Here is a 15442-nt window from a genome sequence, read left to right as displayed (position 1 = left end):
CCTTCGCCGTCCCGGGGCGGAAGCCGGCGCAGGGGCGGGCGGCCGCGGAACGGGGCATGCTCACGGTATGGACGTACCGGCGGGGAACGAGCCGGGCGGGGTGCGGCTGGCCTCGGCGCAGGGCCGCTGGGTGCTGACGACCACCGTCCTCGGCTCCGGCATGGCGATGCTCGACAGCACGGTCGTCAACGTGGCGCTGCCCAGGATCGGCGCGGACCTCGACGCGGACCTGGCGGTGCTCCAGTGGACCGTGACCGCCTACATGCTCACCCTCTCCGCCCTGATCCTGCTGGGCGGCTCGCTCGGCGACCGGTACGGCCGGCGCCGGATCTTCGTCATCGGCGTGGTCTGGTTCGCGGCGGCCTCACTGCTGTGCGGGCTGGCACCGGGACCCACGGTGCTGATCACCGCCCGGGCGCTCCAGGGCGTCGGCGGGGCGCTGCTCACCCCCGGCTCCCTCGCCCTGATCCAGGCGGTCTTCCATCCCGACGACCGGGCCCGGGCGGTCGGCGCCTGGTCGGGTCTGGGCGGGGTGGCGGCGGCGATCGGCCCGTTCGTCGGCGGGTGGCTGGTGGACGGCGCGGGCTGGCGCTGGGTGTTCTTCCTGAACGTGCCGGTGGCGGTGGCCTGCGTGCCGATCGCGCTGCGGCACGTCCCCGAGAGCCGGGAGCGCGGGGCGGGCGAGGCGCAGGGCTTCGACGTGGCCGGTGCCGTCCTGGGCGCGCTGGCGCTGGCCGGGGTCACCTACGCGCTGATCGAGGCGCCGGGGCGGGGTGCCGCGCCCGGCGTGATCGTGCCCGCGGTGGCCGGGGTGCTGCTCGGCGCGGTCTTCCTCCGGGTCGAACGGCGGCGGCCCGATCCGATGCTGCCGCCGAAGATCTTCGCGAACCGCCAGTTCAGCGCCGTGAACGCGGTGACGGTGTGCGTCTACGCCGCGTTCGGCGGGTTCTTCTTCCTCGCCGTGCTCCAGCTCCAGGTGGTCGCCGGCTACTCGGCGCTCCAGGCGGGCACCGCGCTGCTGCCCACGACCGTGCTGATGCTGCTGCTGTCGGCCCGTTCCGGCGAGCTGGGCCAGCGGATCGGCCCGCGCATCCCGCTCACCGTCGGCCCGGTGCTCTGCGCGCTCGGGATGCTGCTGATGACCCGGGTGGGCCCCGGCGCGTCCTACGTCGTCGACGTGCTGCCGGCGCTGGTGGTGCTGGGCGCCGGCATGGTGACCCTGGTCGCCCCGCTCACCGCCACCGTGCTGGCGTCGGTGGACGTCGACCGGGCCGGCCTGGCCAGCGGCATCAACAACGCCGCGGCGCGGGCCGCCGGCCTGGTGGCGGTGGCCGCCCTGCCGCTCCTGGCAGGGATGGGCCCGGAGGCGTACCGCTCGGCCCCCGCGTTCGCCGCGGCCTTCCGCCGCGCCATGCCCCTGTGCGCCGCGGTCCTGCTGCTCGGCGCCCTGATCGCCTGGCTGACCGTCCGCGGCGACGTCCTGCGCCCCACCGCCCCCGAGAGCGCCGAACCCTGCCACGCCGAGTGCACCTACCACTGCGGCGTGACCGCCCCACCCCTGGACCCCGGCGAGGACCACCCCGAACACCCGCCCCCGTAGAGAGCCGCACCTCTGACCCCGTACCTCACCCCCGCTTCCCTTCCTCCACCCACCAGCCCCGCGCAGCGGCAAAAATCCCCACGGCGGGAAAGCCGACAACGTGGGAAGGCGCCCCAGCGCAGCGACCAGGCAGACTGGGACCATGCCCATTCACGAGAACCTCCTCGGGGGACCGCCCCCGACCCATCTGCCCGACGACCCGGAGCCTCGCGCGCTGCTGGCCTCGGGCACCGCGCCGGCCGACGTCGCCGCGAAGTACCCGGCCTCCTCCCTGGCCTGGGCGCAGCTGGCCGACGACGCCTTCGAGGCCGGCCGGGTCGTGGAGTCCTACGCCTACGCCCGCACCGGGTACCACCGCGGCCTGGACGCGCTGCGCCGGGCCGGTTGGAAGGGCCACGGCCCGGTGCCGTTCGAGCACGAGCCCAACCGCGGCTTCCTGCGCGCGCTGCACGCCCTCGCCCGCGCCGCCCAGACCATCGGCGAGCAGGAGGAGTACGAGCGGTGCTCGACCTTCCTGCGCGACTCCTCGCCGACCGCGGCCGACACGCTCGGCTGAGTCGCCGCGGGGCCGGCCGCAAGATCGCGGCCGGCCCTTGCGCGGTGGTGGTGCAGCACCGATGATTTCAGTGGGCCGGGTCATCCCGCGCCCGAGGGGACCGGGGCTCCCGAGCCGACGAGGAAGGAGCGGACCGCTACCCGGTAGTTCGCACCTGAGGAGTCCCTCATGTCGCAACCGTCTCCCACCCATCCCGCGGATCGCGCTCCGGCGCCGGACGCCGCGGTCAGTGAGGCGGACCCGCCCTTCGGCCCCGACCTGAGCATCGGCGCCGGCGCCCCCACCCCGTACGAGGACTACGTCCGCGCGAGCGTCCTCACCCATCTCCAGCAGCTCCACTCCGACGACCCGGGCGAGATGGTCTTCCTGGTCACCACCCAGGTGATGGAGCTGTGGTTCACCGTCCTCGTCCACGAGTGGCAGACCGCCGCCGAGGCGCTGCGCCGCGACGACGTGCCGGTGGCGATGGACGCGTTGCGCCGTTCCACGTGGGAGCTGGAGGCGCTGAACGCCGCGTGGAAGCCGCTCGCCCGGCTGACGCCCGCACAGTTCAACGCCTACCGCGACGCGCTCGGTGAGGGCAGCGGCTTCCAGTCCGCGATGTACCGGCGGATGGAGTTCCTGCTCGGCGAGAAGTCGGCGTCGATGCTGGTGCCGCACCGCGGCTCCCCCCAGGACCATGCCGCGCTGGAGAAGGCGCTGCACGAACCGAGCCTGTACGACGAGGTGCTGCGGTTGTTGGCCCGCCGCGGCCACCCGGTCCCGCAGGACGTCCTGCGGCGCGATCCGACCCGGCGCCACGAGGCAGATCCGGCTGTCGAGGAGGTCTGGGCCGCGGTCTTCGCCGGCCCGCAGGACTCCGAACTCGTGCGGCTCGGCGAGCTGTTGACGGACGTCGCGGAGTTGGTCTGGCGCTGGCGCAACGACCATCTGGTCGCGACCCGGCGGGCCATGGGCGCGAAGATGGGCACCGGCGGATCCGCGGGCGTCGCCTGGTTGGAGAAGCGGGCCCGCAAGAACGTCTTCCCCGAGTTGTGGACGGCGCGTAGCCATGTCTGAGAGCCCCGAGACCCCGACGAGCCCCGGTCCCGCCGCTGCCGTGGCCCGCACGCAGGCGGCCCGCGCCGCGGAGTTGGACGCCGGCGGGCCCCTGGCCGCCACCCGCGACCGGTTCGTCCTCGACGACGACACCGTCTACCTCGACGGCAATTCGCTGGGCGCGCTGCCCCGGTCGGTGCCCGGGCGGATCGCCGAGGTGATCAACCACGAGTGGGGCGAGCTGCGCATCCGGTCCTGGACCGAAGCCGGTTGGTGGACCGCGCCCGAGCGGATCGGCGAGAAGATCGCCCCGCTCATCGGGGCGGCCCCCGGCCAGGTGGTGGTCGGCGACTCCACCAGCGTCAACGTCTTCAAGGCGGTGACCGGCGGCATCCGGATGGCCGGTAAGGGCTGTACGGAGATCCTGGTCGATGCCACGACCTTCCCCACCGACGGCTACGTCGCCCGGTCCGCGGCCCGGATGGCGGGCCTGGCGGTCCGGCCGGTCGAGCCCGCGCGGATCGCCGACGAGGTCACCGAGCGGACCGCGTTGGCGCTGGTCAACCACGTCGACTACCGCACCGGCGAGCTCAACGACATGGCCGCGATCACCTCCGCGCTGCACAGCGCGGGCGCGCTGGCGGTCTGGGACCTGTGCCACAGCGCCGGGGCGCTGCCGGTGGCGCTGGATGCCTGCGGGGTGGACCTCGCGGTGGGCTGCACCTACAAGTACCTCAACGGCGGCCCGGGTTCGCCCGCGTACCTCTACCTCCGCACGGGCCTCCAGGAGCGGTTCGAGTCGCCGCTGCCCGGCTGGAACTCGCACGCCGACCCGTTCGGCATGGATCCCGGCTACACCCCCGCCGACGGCATCCTGCGCGGCCGCGTGGGCACCCCCGACATCCTCTCGCTGCTGGCGCTGGAGGCGGCGCTGGAGGTGTGGGAGGGCGTCGCCATCGAGGACGTGCGGGCCAAGAGCCTGGCGCTGAGCGACTTCTTCCTGGAGTGCGTCGCGGCGTACGCACCGGCCGGGCGGGTCCGTTCGGTCACCCCGGCCGAGCACCGGCGGCGCGGCAGCCAGGTGTCGTTGGCGTGCTCCCCCGACCCGTCCGCGCCGGCCGAGGAGGGCGGGACGCCCGTGGCCGGCCGGGTCATGGCGGAGCTGATCCGGCGCGGTGTGGTCGGCGACTTCCGCCCCCCGGACGTGCTGCGCTTCGGCTTCACGCCGCTCTACACCACCTTCGCGGACGCGGAGCGGGCGGCGTGGGTGCTCGGCGAGGTGCTGCGCGACCCGGCCGGGGCGGGACCGGCGCCGGCGCCGGCGGTCGGCGGTGCCGCCGGGTGAGCGCGGCGGACGAGGAGGCGGCGCTGCTGGGGCTCGCCCCGGTGGCGCCGGACCGCACGCTCGCCTACGGCCCGCACCCCGACCAGGTCGTGGACCTGTACGGGGCGGGGGCCGGGCCCCTCGTCGTCCTCCTGCACGGCGGGTTCTGGCGGGCCGCCTACGACCGGCGCCACCTCTCGCCGTGCGCGGCGGAGCTGGCCCGGCGGGGACTGCCGGTCGCGCTCGTCGAGTACCGCCGGGTCGGTGCGGGCGGCGGTGTGCCGGAGACGTTCCTGGACGTCCCGGCGGCCATCGAGGCGGCGGCCGGCGCGGCGGACCCCGCGGGCCGGCCCCGCGAGGTGGTGCTCGTCGGGCACTCCGCCGGCGGCCACCTGGCGCTGCTCGCCGCGGCCCGCAGCGGTACGCCGGTGACCCGGGTCGTCGCGGTGGCCCCCGTCGCCGACCTGGCGCGCGCCCATGCGCTGGGCCTCAGTGGCGGCGCGGTCGCCGAACTCCTCGGTGCCGGGCCCGGTTTCGCCGACCGGCTGGCGGCCGCCGATCCGCTCGGCCACCCGCCCGCCGGCGTCCCGGTCACGCTGCTGCACGGCACCGACGACCAGGACGTCCCGCCGGAGCTCTCGCGCCGCTACGCCGCCGCCCACCCGGCGGCCACCGCGCTGCGCGAGCTGCCCGGCACCGGCCACTACGCCGCGCTGACGCCCGGCACCGTGGCCTTCGGCATCCTGCTGGGGCTGGTGCGCGGCGGGTGAGCCGCGCGGTAGCAGGGCGCCGCGCCCGCGCGTCGCGTAGTACTTGAGACGGACGGTGGCAGATCCGCTTCGGTGGGGACGCCCCGAGGGGGGTTCGCTGCTTACCGTGGTGTGCGTGAACGAGACGACCCAGATGCCGGGCCACCCGCGCTCGGAGGCGCGAATAGTCCACGGCTTGCTGCACACCCTGCGCCGTGACCTGTTCGTCGGTGCCTTCGCCTTCCGCCCGCTGCCCCCCTTGGACGACGCCAAGGTCGCCCGGTGGCTGCCGTGGCTGCCCGGCCGGGCCCGGCGGTTGGCCCGCTGGCTCCCGCACTGCGCCGTGGGACTCTTCGCGGCCTTCGTCTTCATGGGGTCCGCGACCTCCGGCTACGGCGCCAGCCCGGCGCGCGAGATGCTCGACATCGTGCTGGCGCTGTTGGTCGCGGTGCCGCCGGTGCTGACGCTCTCCCGGCCGGTGGGGGCCTTCTGGCTGTCGCTGCTGGCGTTCGTCGTGGGCGGGCTCGGCTCCCGCTTCCTGTCGCCGTACATCAACGTCTGGGGGGAGGCCGCCTTCGCCGTCCACCTCGCGGTGATGACGCTGGTGGTGCTGCGCACCCGGCCGCGGTTGGCGGTCGAGACGTGGGTGGTCACCATGGCCGTGGGGTCGGTGGTCTCGGTGCTCGCCGGCCGCGGCGAGCTGGGGCAGATGCCGCCGGTGGCGTTCTTCTCCGGGGTGGTGCTGGTCTCCGCCGCCGCGGTCCGGGCCTGGCGCGAGGAGCGCCGGCAGGTCGTGGTCACCCAGAGCGTCACCGCCGAGGAGCGTTCCCGCCGCACCCTGCTGGAGGAGCGCGCACTGATCGCCCGGGAACTGCACGACGTGGTGGCGCACCACATGTCGGTGATCGCCATCCAGGCGGAGGCGGCGCCGTACCGGGTCACCGACCCGCCGCCGGAGCTCGCCAAGTCCTTCGCCACCATCCGGGAGAACGCGGTCGCCGCGCTCACCGAACTCCGCCGGATCCTCGGCGTGGTCCGCTCCGAGGACCCGGACGCGTTCGCCGAACGCGACCCGGAGGCCCCGCAGCCGACCCTGGCCAGCCTCGACGGGCTGCTGGACAGCGTCCGGGGCGCGGGGCTGACCGTGGAGGCGGTGACCACCGGGTCCGTGCGGCCGCTGCCGCAGGGCGTGGGGCTGTCGGCGTACCGGATCGTGCAGGAGGCGCTGAGCAACGCGCTGCGGCACTCGCCGGGCGCGGACGCGCGGGTGGAGGTCTCCTACGTGCTCGGCGGGATCGGGCTGCGGATCGTCAACGGTCCGGCGAGCCGGCTCGCCAAGCCGTCGCCGGGCGCCGGCCACGGGCTGCTCGGCATGCGGGAGCGGGTGCAGATGCTCGGTGGTGAGATGACGGCCGACCGCACCGAGGACGGGGGCTTCGAGGTCGCGGCCTTCCTCCCGGTGCTGAACACGGCGGGGGACACCGCGCCGGGCGGGAGCGCAGCATGATCCGGGTACTGATCGTCGACGACCAGGTGATGGTCCGCGAGGGCTTCTCCGTACTGCTCAACGCCATGCCGGACATCGAGGTGATCGGCGAGGCCGTCGACGGCCGGCAGGCGGTGCAGAAGGTCGCGCTCCTGAAGCCGGACGTGGTCCTGATGGACATCCGGATGCCGGAGATGAACGGCCTGGAGGCGACCCGCGAGATCGTCGCCGCCGACGCGGACGCCAAGGTGCTGGTGCTGACCACCTTCGACCTGGACGAGTACGTCTACCAGGCGCTGCGGTCCGGGGCCAGCGGCTTCCTGCTCAAGGACGCCTCGGCCGGCCAGCTCGCCGAGGGCGTGCGGATCGTCGCCGCCGGCGAGGCGCTGCTCGCCCCCACCGTCACCAAGCGCCTGATCAACGAGTTCTCCCGGCTGGGCTCGCCGCGCGCCCCGGCCCAGGAGCGGATCGGCGACCTGACGGAACGGGAGACCGAGGTCCTGGTGCTGGTCGCCCAGGGCCTGTCCAACGGCGAGATCGCCGCCCATCTCGTCGTCGCCGAGTCGACGGTGAAGACGCACGTCAGCCGGATCCTGGTGAAGCTGGGGCTGCGCGACCGCACCCAGGCGGCGGTCTTCGCCTACGAGGCGCGCCTGGTGACGCCCGGCGGCTGACGGAGGCGGGACGCGGGACGCGGGGTGAGCCCCGCCCGCGCTGTCCACACCCTGTGGACGGCGCGGGCCGGAGTCCGCGTCCACCGGCGTCCGCGCCGACCGGAGTACCCGCCGCCGGAGCCCGCGCCGGCTCCGGTGGCGCCCGGCCGCGGGATCAGCCGATGTCGCGCCGGCGGAGTCCGACCAGCCCGACGCAGAGCAGCACCGCCGTCAGGGCCGTCAGCCAGAGGAAGGGCGCGGCCGTCACCGCCCCGCCGGGCAGCTTGGGCAGGTGCGCGTACGGCGAGAGGTCCAGCGCCCACCGGGGCAGGCGCAGCACCGGCCCGAGCCAGCCCAGGGCGAGGCAGCCGCCGGTCAGCGCCCAGACCGCGCCGGTGGCCGCGGGCAGCACGCCGAGCACGGCCGTCGCCACCGCGGCGAGCGTCCACGCCGCCGGGACCTGGGCGAGGGCCGCGGCCAGCACCCGTCCGGTGCCGCCGGCCACGTCGCCGACCGAGGCGCCGTAGGCCACGCCCAGCGTCAGCCCGCCGGCGGCCAGCACCGCGGCGGTGCCCACCAGCGCGAGGACCAGGTGGCCGGCGGCCCAGCGCAGCCGGCCCACCGCACCGGCCAGGACCGGTTCGGCCCGCCCGCCGGTCTCCTCCGCGCGCAGCCTGAGCACCGCCCCCACCGCGTGGAGCGCCGCGACCATGCCGAGCAGGCCGATGATCGTGGCCAGGAAGGCGTCCGTCAGCGACTGCTGTCCGCCGAGCCGCTCGAAGATCTCCCGGGTCCGTTGGTTGCCGCCGACCATCCCCGCGGCGCCCTTGGCGATCCCGCCGAACACCGCCCCGGCCAGGGCGAACCCGGCCGCCCAGCCGGCCAGGGAAGCCCGCTGCAACCGCCAGGCCAGGCCGCCGGGCCCGCCGAGCGAGCGCGCCGCGCGGGCCGGGCCGGGGCGGGCCGGCAGGAAGCTCATGCCCAGGTCGCGGCGGGCGGCCAGGGCGTAGGCCGCCGTGACCGCCAGCGCCGTGGCGGCGGCGAACAGCAGGAGCACCCACCAGCGCTCGCCGGCGAAGGAGCGCAGGTGCTGCGCCCAGCCGACGGGGGAGAGCCAGGTCAGCACGGCGGCGCCGCCGCTGCCCGGGGCGCCGGCGCCGTCGGACGCGTCGCCGGCGGCGCGCAGCGCGAACGCGGCGCCCAGGGCCGCACCGGTCAGTCCCCTGGCCAGCCGCGCGCTCTCGGTGAGCTGGGCGGCGATCGCGGCCAGGGCGGCGAAGAGCAGGCCGGCGCCGCCGATCGCGAGGCCGAGGGCGAGCGAGCCGCCCACCGGCCGGCCGGTGGCGGTCAGCCCGGCCGCGGTCAGCGCGGCGACCCCCGCGTCGGCGATCAGTGCCGCCAGCAGGGCCGCGGTCAGCGGCGCCCGGCGCCCCACCATGGCGGCCAACAGGAGCTCCTGGCGGCCGGTCTCCTCCTCCTCGCGGGTGTGCCGGACGACGATCAGCAGGCTCATCAGGGCCGCCAGCACCGCCCCGAGCCCGACCATCCGCCAGGCCACCAGGCCGCCCAGCGAGTCGGCGAGGACCGGTCCGTACAGGGCGCGCAGCGAGCCGTTGGCGTTCATCGACGCGGCCAGCGCGGCGCGCCGGGCGGCGGTGTCGTAGAGCGCGGCGAAGGACGGGCCGGTGGCGACCACCACGAGGCCGAGGGCCAGCACCCAGCCCGGGATCATCAGCCGGTCGCGGCGCAGCGCCAGGCGCAGGAGCGTGCCGGTGCCGGCCAGGTGGCGCGGCCCCGCCGGACGGACGGCGGCCGGTGCGGCCAGGGCGCTCATCGGGAGACCGCCCCTTCGGCGCGGGCGGCGTCCCGGCGTCGGGCGGCGGGGCGGGCGGCGGGGCGGACGTCGTCCTGGTAGTGCCGCAGGAAGAGCTCCTCCAGGGTGGGCGGGGTGCTGGTGAGGCTGCGCAGACCGGCGGCGCCGAGCGGGCCGAGCACCGCACCGAGCCGGTCGGTGTCGGCCTGGAGCCGCACCCGGCAGGCCGGGCCGCCCTGGAGCGGCTGGACGGTGAGGCCGTGGACGCCGGACAGCCCGTCGAGTCCGGCCGGCGGGCCGGCCAGCTCGGCCACCACGGTGGTCCGGGTCAGGTGGCGCAGCTCCCCCAGCGAGCCGGATTCGACGGTGCGGCCCCGGCGGACGATGCTGACGCGGTCGCAGAGCGCCTCCACCTCGGACAGCACGTGGCTGGAGAGCAGGACCGTGCGGCCGCGGTCGCGCTCCTCGGCGACGCAGCTCTGGAAGACCTCCTCCATCAGCGGGTCCAGTCCGGAGGTCGGCTCGTCGAGGACCAGCAGGTCGACGTCGGAGGCGAAGGCGGCGACCAGGGCGACCTTCTGGCGGTTGCCCTTGGAGTAGGTGCGGCCCTTCTTCGTCGGGTCGAGCTCGAAGCGCTCCAGCAGCTCGTCCCGCCGGGCGGGGTCCAGCCAGCCGCGCAGCCGTCCGTACAGGTCGATGACCTCCCCGCCGGAGAGGTTGCGCCACAGGGTGACGTCGCCGGGGACGTAGGCGACGCGGCGGTGGACCTCGACCGCGTCCTGCCAGGGGTCCCGGCCGAGGACCTGCGCGGTGCCGCGGTCGGCGCGCAGCAGGCCGAGCAGGACGCGGAGGGTGGTGGACTTCCCGGCGCCGTTGGGGCCGAGGAAGCCGTGCACCTCACCGGCCCCGACGGTCAGGTCGAGGCCGTCCAGCGCGTGGGTCCGGCCGAAGGACTTGTGGAGGTCGGCCACCCGGATCGCGGGGGCGGGGGAGATCGCCGTGGTCATGGTTTCGAAGGTACGTTCATTTCACAAATTTGTGAAGTTAAGAAACCGTATAAAGTTGAGGGACCGGCTCTGAACAGGGGAGATGATGCCGAGATGAGCGAGCAGCGACAGCGGGACACGGGCCGGCCGGCCGCCCGCGACGACACGGCGGTCCTGACGTTCGTGGAGCGGTTCGCGGCGCAGATGGTCGACGCGGGGATGCAGCGGATGCCGGCCCGCGTCTTCTCCTGCCTGCTGGCCTCCGACTCCGGCGTCCTGACCTCCGCCGACCTGGGCGAGCGGCTCCAGGTGAGTCCGGCGGCCGTCTCCGGCGCGATCCGCTACCTCTCGCAGGTCGGCATGGTCAGCCGCGAGCGCGAGCCCGGCTCCCGCCGCGACCGCTACCGCGTCCACAGCGACCAGTGGTACGAGGCCCTGACCCGCCGGGACAGCGTCCTGACCCGCTGGGAGGACGTGCTGCGCGAGGGCGTGGAGAGCCTCGGCCGGGAGAGCGCCGCCGGCCGCCGGCTCGGCGAGACGCTGGCCTTCACGGAGTTCATGCAGCAGGAGCTGATCGGCATGATGGACCGCTGGCGCGACCACCTCGCACTGCTCCGCACCGAAGAGACCACCGACGAGGGCGCGCCCGGGCCCGACCCGGCCCGTCGGCGCTGACCCGCGCCCCCGCTCACCCCCGCCCGCCGGGCCCGCGCGCCGCGCCCCGCTCACCCCTGCCGGGGCAGCTGCAACCGCCAGGCGCCCGGCTGCACCGTCCAGGTCCGGGTCCGCACCGGCCCGCCGACCAGCGCGTCCGCGCGGTAGTGGAAGTCCGCCCCGGACACCGTCACCGCCCGCGCCCGGGCCCGCAGCGGCCGCTCCCCGCCCGGCCAGTGCACGACCACCTCGGCCAGCCCGCCCGGCCGCCCGGCCGGGACGTCGTCCACGACCCCGTCGTCGCCGGCCCACGGCACCACCGACACGCCGCGCACCGGCCGGTCCAGATCCGCCAGCAGCGCGCCGTCCGCCTCGATCCGCAGCCGCAGTCGCTGCGCGGGCACCCGTCCGCGCCGCCCCGCGCCCTCCTCGGCCGTCCCCGGCCGGGGAGCGCCCCAGCGCCCCGCCGTGGGCGTGGTGAGCAGCGACAGCGCCGTACGGGCGGTGCGGGCCGCCGGCCTCCACCAGGACCGGTGCCCGACCGTCGGATCCGCGCCGGGGCCCGCGCCGCCCTCGTCCGCGACCCGCTCCGGAGCCCCGCAGACGGCCCGCCCCTCCGGCTCCGCCGCCACGCCGGAGGTCCCGTACGCCCCGTACTCCGGCAGCGCCCCGGAGGTGTCACCGCACGGGATCCGCAGCCCGCCCAGCACGATGCCGTCGCTGTCGTCCGTGAGCAGGTCCATCGGCCGCTCCCCGCCGTCGAGGACGGTCCGCGCGGCGGCCACCGCGTCCGTGGGCACGCCCAGCGTCCGGCTCAGCGCGACGGCCTCCGGCAAACCCACCGGGACCAGCGACAGCGGCACCCCGGCCAGCTCGCGCTCCTTGTGCAGCAGGCCCACCGCCCGCAGCAGCGCCCGGTCGTCGCCGATCACCACCGGGCGGCGCCGGCCGCGCCGGGCCAGTGCCTGGGCGAACTCCTCCGGCCCCTCCGGCAGGCAGATCTTCGCCCCGGCGCCGGCGCACAGGACGTCCTTCGCGATCCGCACGGACTCGCCGTCGGTCCTGCGGGCGACCGGGTCGATGACCACAAGCAGGGGGCACCCCCGAACGGACGCCGCGGGGGAGTGCCCAGAAGACTGCGCCGACACCTCGGTCCTTCCTCAGGTAGCATCTCGGTGCAAGAGCCCCTTGCGCTATTGCGCCAGGGGCTTCGTCTATTCCGGGGCACCGGTCCGACGGCTCCGGCGACGACGTACGCGTGAACACGCGGGCGTCGCGCCTTCCACGCACGTTGGACATGCCCCGCCCGGAAGGGGTGTACGCCTGTGCCCGCACTTGTGCTGCTCGGTGCTCAGTGGGGTGATGAGGGCAAGGGAAAGGCCACCGATCTGCTCGGTGGGTCAGTGGACTACGTCGTGCGTTATCAGGGCGGCAACAACGCCGGCCACACGGTCGTCGTGGGCGACCAGAAGTACGCACTGCACCTCCTCCCTTCCGGAATCCTCTCGCCGGGGTGCACCCCGGTCATCGGCAACGGCGTCGTCGTCGACCCGGCGGTCCTGCTCTCCGAGCTGAGCGGACTCAACGAGCGCGGCGTCGACACGTCCAAGCTGCTGTTGAGCGGTAACGCGCATCTGATCACGCCGTACAACATCACCACCGACAAGGTGACGGAACGGTTCCTCGGCAAGCGGAAGATCGGCACCACCGGTCGGGGCATCGGCCCGACCTACGCCGACAAGATCAACCGCACCGGCATCCGGGTCCAGGACCTCTACGACGAGTCGATCCTGACCCAGAAGGTCGAGGCGGCCCTCGACGTCAAGAACCAGCTGCTCACCAAGCTCTACAACCGCCGCGCCATCGAGGCCGGGCAGGTCGTCGAGGAGCTGCTGGGCTACGCCGACCAGATCAAGGGCTACGTCGCCGACACCACCCTGATCCTCAACAAGGCCCTGGACGACGACAAGGTCGTGCTCTTCGAGGGCGGGCAGGGCACCCTGCTCGACATCGACCACGGCACGTACCCCTTCGTGACCTCCTCGAACCCGACCGCGGGCGGTGCCTGCACGGGTGCGGGCGTCGGCCCCACGAAGATCAGCCGGGTCATCGGCATCCTCAAGGCGTACACCACCCGGGTGGGCGCCGGACCGTTCCCGACGGAGCTGTTCGACGAGGACGGCGAGGCGCTGCGCCGGATCGGCGGCGAGCGCGGCGTCACCACCGGGCGCGACCGTCGCTGCGGCTGGTTCGACGCGGTCATCGCCCGCTACGCGACCCGGGTCAACGGCCTGACGGACTTCTTCCTCACCAAGCTCGACGTCCTCACCGGCTGGGAGCAGATCCCGGTCTGCGTGGCCTACGAGATCGACGGCAAGCGCGTCGAGGAGCTGCCCTACAGCCAGACCGACTTCCACCACGCGAAGCCGATCTACGAGATGCTGCCGGGCTGGTCCGAGGACATCACCAAGGCCAAGACCTTCGCCGAGCTGCCGAAGAACGCCCAGGCGTACGTCAAGGCGCTGGAGGAGATGTCGGGCGCCCCGATCTCCGCGATCGGCGTCGGCCCCGGCCGGACCGAGACGATCGAGATCAACTCGTTCCTGTCGTAACGGGTCCGGCACGACCCCGGCGGTGCGGTCCTCGCGGGCCGCGCCGCCGATGACGGGGTGACGGTGGGGCGAGCGCCCCGCCGTCACCCCTTCTTCGTGTACAGCAGCGGCGCCAGGCCGCCCGCGTCGTCGAAGGTGCGCCGCAGCTGGCCGCCCATCAGCTCCAGAGTGCTGGGGGAGCCGGGGCGGCAGGTGTCGGGCGGTCCGGAGACCACGGTGGACGGGCCCAGGCGCACCGGCGGGCCGGCGCTCTTGAGGGTGGCCACGAACCGGCATTCGTACGTGGGCCCGGTGGCCTCCATCCGGAGCACCGCCTCGCCGGGCTTGCCCTGGACCAGGGTGAAGCGGCGCACGTCCAGCCGGGAGTCGCCGATCGTCGTCGACCAGATGCCCAGGTAGTCGGCGGGGATGCCGCCGGGCGGCGTCGTGGGCCGGTCCGTGGTCTTCTCGGTGGCGGCGGCGCTGCCGTCGCCGGGCGCGCCGAGCAGCGCGTACGCGGCGGCGGTGCCCCCGCCGGCCAGCACCAGCGCGGCCGCGACCAGCAGCGTCCGGCCGGTGCGCCGGCGACGCGCCGGGGCGGGGGCGCCCGGCGGTGCCACGGTGGCGGGCGAGGCGACGGCGGTCTCCGCGGTGGGCGTGCGGGCCGTGCCGTCCTGCGGGTCCTCGGTCTCCAGCAGTTCCACCGCGTGCCGCCCCAGACGGGCGACGAGCGCCCCGGGGAGCCATGGTTCGTCCTCGGCCGCCCCGGAGGCGTCCGGGACGTCCTCGGCCCACGCCACCAGTTCCTCGGGCGTCGGGCGGCGGGCCGGGTCCTTCGCCAGACAGGCGGTGACCAGCTCGCGCAGTCCTTCGGGGAGCCCGGTCAGGTCCGGCTCCTGTTCGGCGATGCGGTACATCATCGCGTGCGGCAGGGTCGTCTCCGAGCCGAACGGCGGCCGGCCGGTGGCCGCGTAGACCAGCACCGAGCCGAGGCAGAAGACGTCGCAGGCCGGCGTGAGCGGCTCGCCGCGGACCTGTTCGGGCGCCATGAAGCCGGGCGAGCCGACCGCGGAGCCGGTGTGCGTCACCGCGCTGGTGCTGACGCCCTCCAGGGCCCGCGCGATGCCGAAGTCGATGACCCGCGGCCCGTCGAGGGTCAGCAGGACGTTGGACGGCTTGAGGTCGCGGTGGATGATGCCGGCGGCGTGCACGGACCGCAGGGCGCGGGCCAGTCCCGCGGCCAGGATCCGCACCGTGCGTTCCGGCAGCGGGCCGGTGCCGCCGACGGTCTGCTGGAGGGAGGGGCCGGCGATGTAGCCGGTGGCCAACCACGGGGTCTCGGCCTCGGTGTCCGCGTCCAGGACGGGCGCGGTCCACTCGCCGCCCACCGTGCGGGCGGCCCGCACCTCGCGGCGGAAGCGGGCCCGGAACTCCTCCTGATGGGCCAGTTCCGCCCGCACCAATTTGACCGCGGCGGTCCGGCCGCGGTCCGACCGGGCCAGGAACACCCGGCCCATGCCGCCCTCGCCGAGCCGCCCCAGCAGGCGGTACTCGCCGATCCGCTGGGGGTCGTGCGTGTCGAGCGGTGCCAGCCCTCCGAGCCCTTTGGCCCGTCCCTGCTGCCCCGCCCGTCCTGGCTGTGCCATGATCCGCCGCCCCTTTGCCCGGCTTTCCCCGCCCCCGCTCGGTGGGAGCGGTCACTCGTCCGCGGTGAGGATATCGAGACCGGGCGCACGGCCGGTGGGGCGGTATTCGGCCAAGCCGCAAGGCCGTTGGGGCGGGCCCTGGTCCTGCGGGTCGCGAGGGCCGATCCCGTGCTGGGACGTACGGGCCGGTGGCTGAGGTGCCGTCAGTGCCACTGCGCTGTCCGGGAACTGACGCAACGGATGACTGATTCCGTGTCGCGGAACTCTTCAGGGTTATCGATCGTAAAGAAAGGAGAAAAACCGCAGAGAGCGACGACAGGACCCGCACGATCCCCCGTCCCCAATA

The 15442-nt window shown here is 75.1% G+C and carries 13 protein-coding genes; 9 read left to right on the top strand and 4 right to left on the bottom strand.

The genetic code is table 11. The annotated features are described in order from the left end of the window. Positions 1 to 67 precede the first annotated feature (67 nt). From ACJ6WD_RS33305 to ACJ6WD_RS33275, 7 genes are all read left to right on the top strand, one after another. Positions 68 to 1600: an MFS transporter gene (locus tag ACJ6WD_RS33305; RefSeq protein ID WP_376556240.1), complete on the top strand. Its 1533-nt coding sequence runs from the start codon at positions 68 to 70 to the stop codon at positions 1598 to 1600. A 142-nt stretch (positions 1601 to 1742) separates the two neighbouring features. Next, positions 1743 to 2156 carry a DUF3151 domain-containing protein gene (locus tag ACJ6WD_RS33300; protein ID WP_016578474.1) on the top strand — a complete coding sequence of 138 codons (414 nt, stop codon included), beginning with the start codon at positions 1743 to 1745 and terminating at the stop codon, positions 2154 to 2156. Between the two features lie 168 nt (positions 2157 to 2324). Continuing rightward, positions 2325 to 3215: a tryptophan 2,3-dioxygenase family protein gene (locus tag ACJ6WD_RS33295; protein ID WP_233660338.1), complete on the top strand. Its 891-nt coding sequence runs from the start codon at positions 2325 to 2327 to the stop codon at positions 3213 to 3215. After that, a complete protein-coding gene (gene kynU / locus ACJ6WD_RS33290; protein ID WP_331248393.1) occupies positions 3208 to 4539 on the top strand; it encodes a kynureninase in 1332 nt (443 codons plus the stop codon). Before ACJ6WD_RS33295 ends, kynU begins: the two co-directional genes overlap by 8 nt. Further along, on the top strand, positions 4536 to 5288 hold the full coding sequence (locus ACJ6WD_RS33285) for a S9 family peptidase (protein WP_233660340.1): 753 nt from the start codon (positions 4536 to 4538) through the stop codon (positions 5286 to 5288). The genes kynU and ACJ6WD_RS33285 overlap by 4 nt, the downstream gene beginning before the upstream one ends. Positions 5289 to 5421: 133 nt before the next feature. Continuing rightward, positions 5422 to 6774: a sensor histidine kinase gene (locus ACJ6WD_RS33280; RefSeq protein ID WP_233660413.1), complete on the top strand. Its 1353-nt coding sequence runs from the start codon at positions 5422 to 5424 to the stop codon at positions 6772 to 6774. Beyond that, positions 6771 to 7427: a response regulator transcription factor gene (locus ACJ6WD_RS33275; protein WP_020929250.1), complete on the top strand. Its 657-nt coding sequence runs from the start codon at positions 6771 to 6773 to the stop codon at positions 7425 to 7427. Before ACJ6WD_RS33280 ends, ACJ6WD_RS33275 begins: the two co-directional genes overlap by 4 nt. Positions 7428 to 7581: 154 nt before the next feature. Here ACJ6WD_RS33275 and ACJ6WD_RS33270 read toward each other — a convergent pair whose 3' ends face one another. Both ACJ6WD_RS33270 and ACJ6WD_RS33265 read right to left on the bottom strand, forming a co-directional pair. Continuing rightward, on the bottom strand, positions 7582 to 9240 hold the full coding sequence (locus ACJ6WD_RS33270; protein ID WP_407617123.1) for an ABC transporter permease: 1659 nt from the start codon (positions 9238 to 9240) through the stop codon (positions 7582 to 7584). After that, positions 9237 to 10226, bottom strand: a complete 990-nt coding sequence (locus tag ACJ6WD_RS33265; protein ID WP_407617122.1) for an ABC transporter ATP-binding protein — start codon at positions 10224 to 10226, stop codon at positions 9237 to 9239. Before ACJ6WD_RS33265 ends, ACJ6WD_RS33270 begins: the two co-directional genes overlap by 4 nt. A gap of 93 nt (positions 10227 to 10319) precedes the next feature. Between ACJ6WD_RS33265 and ACJ6WD_RS33260 the strand changes: the two genes are divergently transcribed. Further along, positions 10320 to 10880 carry a GbsR/MarR family transcriptional regulator gene (locus ACJ6WD_RS33260; RefSeq protein WP_233660343.1) on the top strand — a complete coding sequence of 187 codons (561 nt, stop codon included), beginning with the start codon at positions 10320 to 10322 and terminating at the stop codon, positions 10878 to 10880. A 50-nt stretch (positions 10881 to 10930) separates the two neighbouring features. On the opposite strand, the gene ACJ6WD_RS33255 is transcribed toward ACJ6WD_RS33260, so the two are convergent. Further along, the gene (locus tag ACJ6WD_RS33255) at positions 10931 to 11947 is read right to left on the bottom strand and encodes a hypothetical protein (RefSeq protein ID WP_233660344.1); all 1017 of its coding nucleotides are present in this window, start codon (positions 11945 to 11947) and stop codon (positions 10931 to 10933) included. 237 nt (positions 11948 to 12184) lie between these two features. Between ACJ6WD_RS33255 and ACJ6WD_RS33250 the strand changes: the two genes are divergently transcribed. Continuing rightward, positions 12185 to 13471 (top strand): adenylosuccinate synthase, encoded by a 1287-nt coding sequence (locus ACJ6WD_RS33250; protein WP_016571031.1) that lies wholly within the window; start codon positions 12185 to 12187, stop codon positions 13469 to 13471. Positions 13472 to 13554: 83 nt separating this feature from the next. Here the strand turns inward: ACJ6WD_RS33250 and ACJ6WD_RS33245 are convergent, their stop codons facing one another. After that, positions 13555 to 15096, bottom strand: a complete 1542-nt coding sequence (locus ACJ6WD_RS33245) for a serine/threonine-protein kinase (protein ID WP_407617121.1) — start codon at positions 15094 to 15096, stop codon at positions 13555 to 13557. Between the last annotated feature and the right edge of the window lie 346 nt (positions 15097 to 15442).

The sequence above is a fragment of the Streptomyces sp. VTCC 41912 genome (genome assembly GCF_045799175.1).
Classification (GTDB): Bacteria; Actinomycetota; Actinomycetes; order Streptomycetales; family Streptomycetaceae; genus Streptomyces; species Streptomyces albulus_C.
Note: the sequence above shows the minus strand (reverse complement) of the source record. Positions and strands in the feature narration are given on the sequence as shown.

Bases quoted from the DNA above. Each gene is read 5' to 3' on its own strand.
- ACJ6WD_RS33305 (WP_376556240.1), top strand. From the start codon at position 68: ATGGACGTACCGGCGGGGAACGAGCCGGGCGGGGTGCGGCTGGCCTCG.
- ACJ6WD_RS33300 (WP_016578474.1), top strand. From the start codon at position 1,743: ATGCCCATTCACGAGAACCTCCTCGGGGGACCGCCCCCGACCCATCTG.
- ACJ6WD_RS33295 (WP_233660338.1), top strand. From the start codon at position 2,325: ATGTCGCAACCGTCTCCCACCCATCCCGCGGATCGCGCTCCGGCGCCG.
- kynU (WP_331248393.1), top strand. From the start codon at position 3,208: ATGTCTGAGAGCCCCGAGACCCCGACGAGCCCCGGTCCCGCCGCTGCC.
- ACJ6WD_RS33280 (WP_233660413.1), top strand. From the start codon at position 5,422: ATGCCGGGCCACCCGCGCTCGGAGGCGCGAATAGTCCACGGCTTGCTG.
- ACJ6WD_RS33275 (WP_020929250.1), top strand. From the start codon at position 6,771: ATGATCCGGGTACTGATCGTCGACGACCAGGTGATGGTCCGCGAGGGC.
- ACJ6WD_RS33270 (WP_407617123.1), bottom strand. From the start codon at position 9,240: ATGAGCGCCCTGGCCGCACCGGCCGCCGTCCGTCCGGCGGGGCCGCGC.
- ACJ6WD_RS33265 (WP_407617122.1), bottom strand. From the start codon at position 10,226: ATGACCACGGCGATCTCCCCCGCCCCCGCGATCCGGGTGGCCGACCTC.
- ACJ6WD_RS33260 (WP_233660343.1), top strand. From the start codon at position 10,320: ATGAGCGAGCAGCGACAGCGGGACACGGGCCGGCCGGCCGCCCGCGAC.
- ACJ6WD_RS33245 (WP_407617121.1), bottom strand. From the start codon at position 15,096: ATGGCACAGCCAGGACGGGCGGGGCAGCAGGGACGGGCCAAAGGGCTC.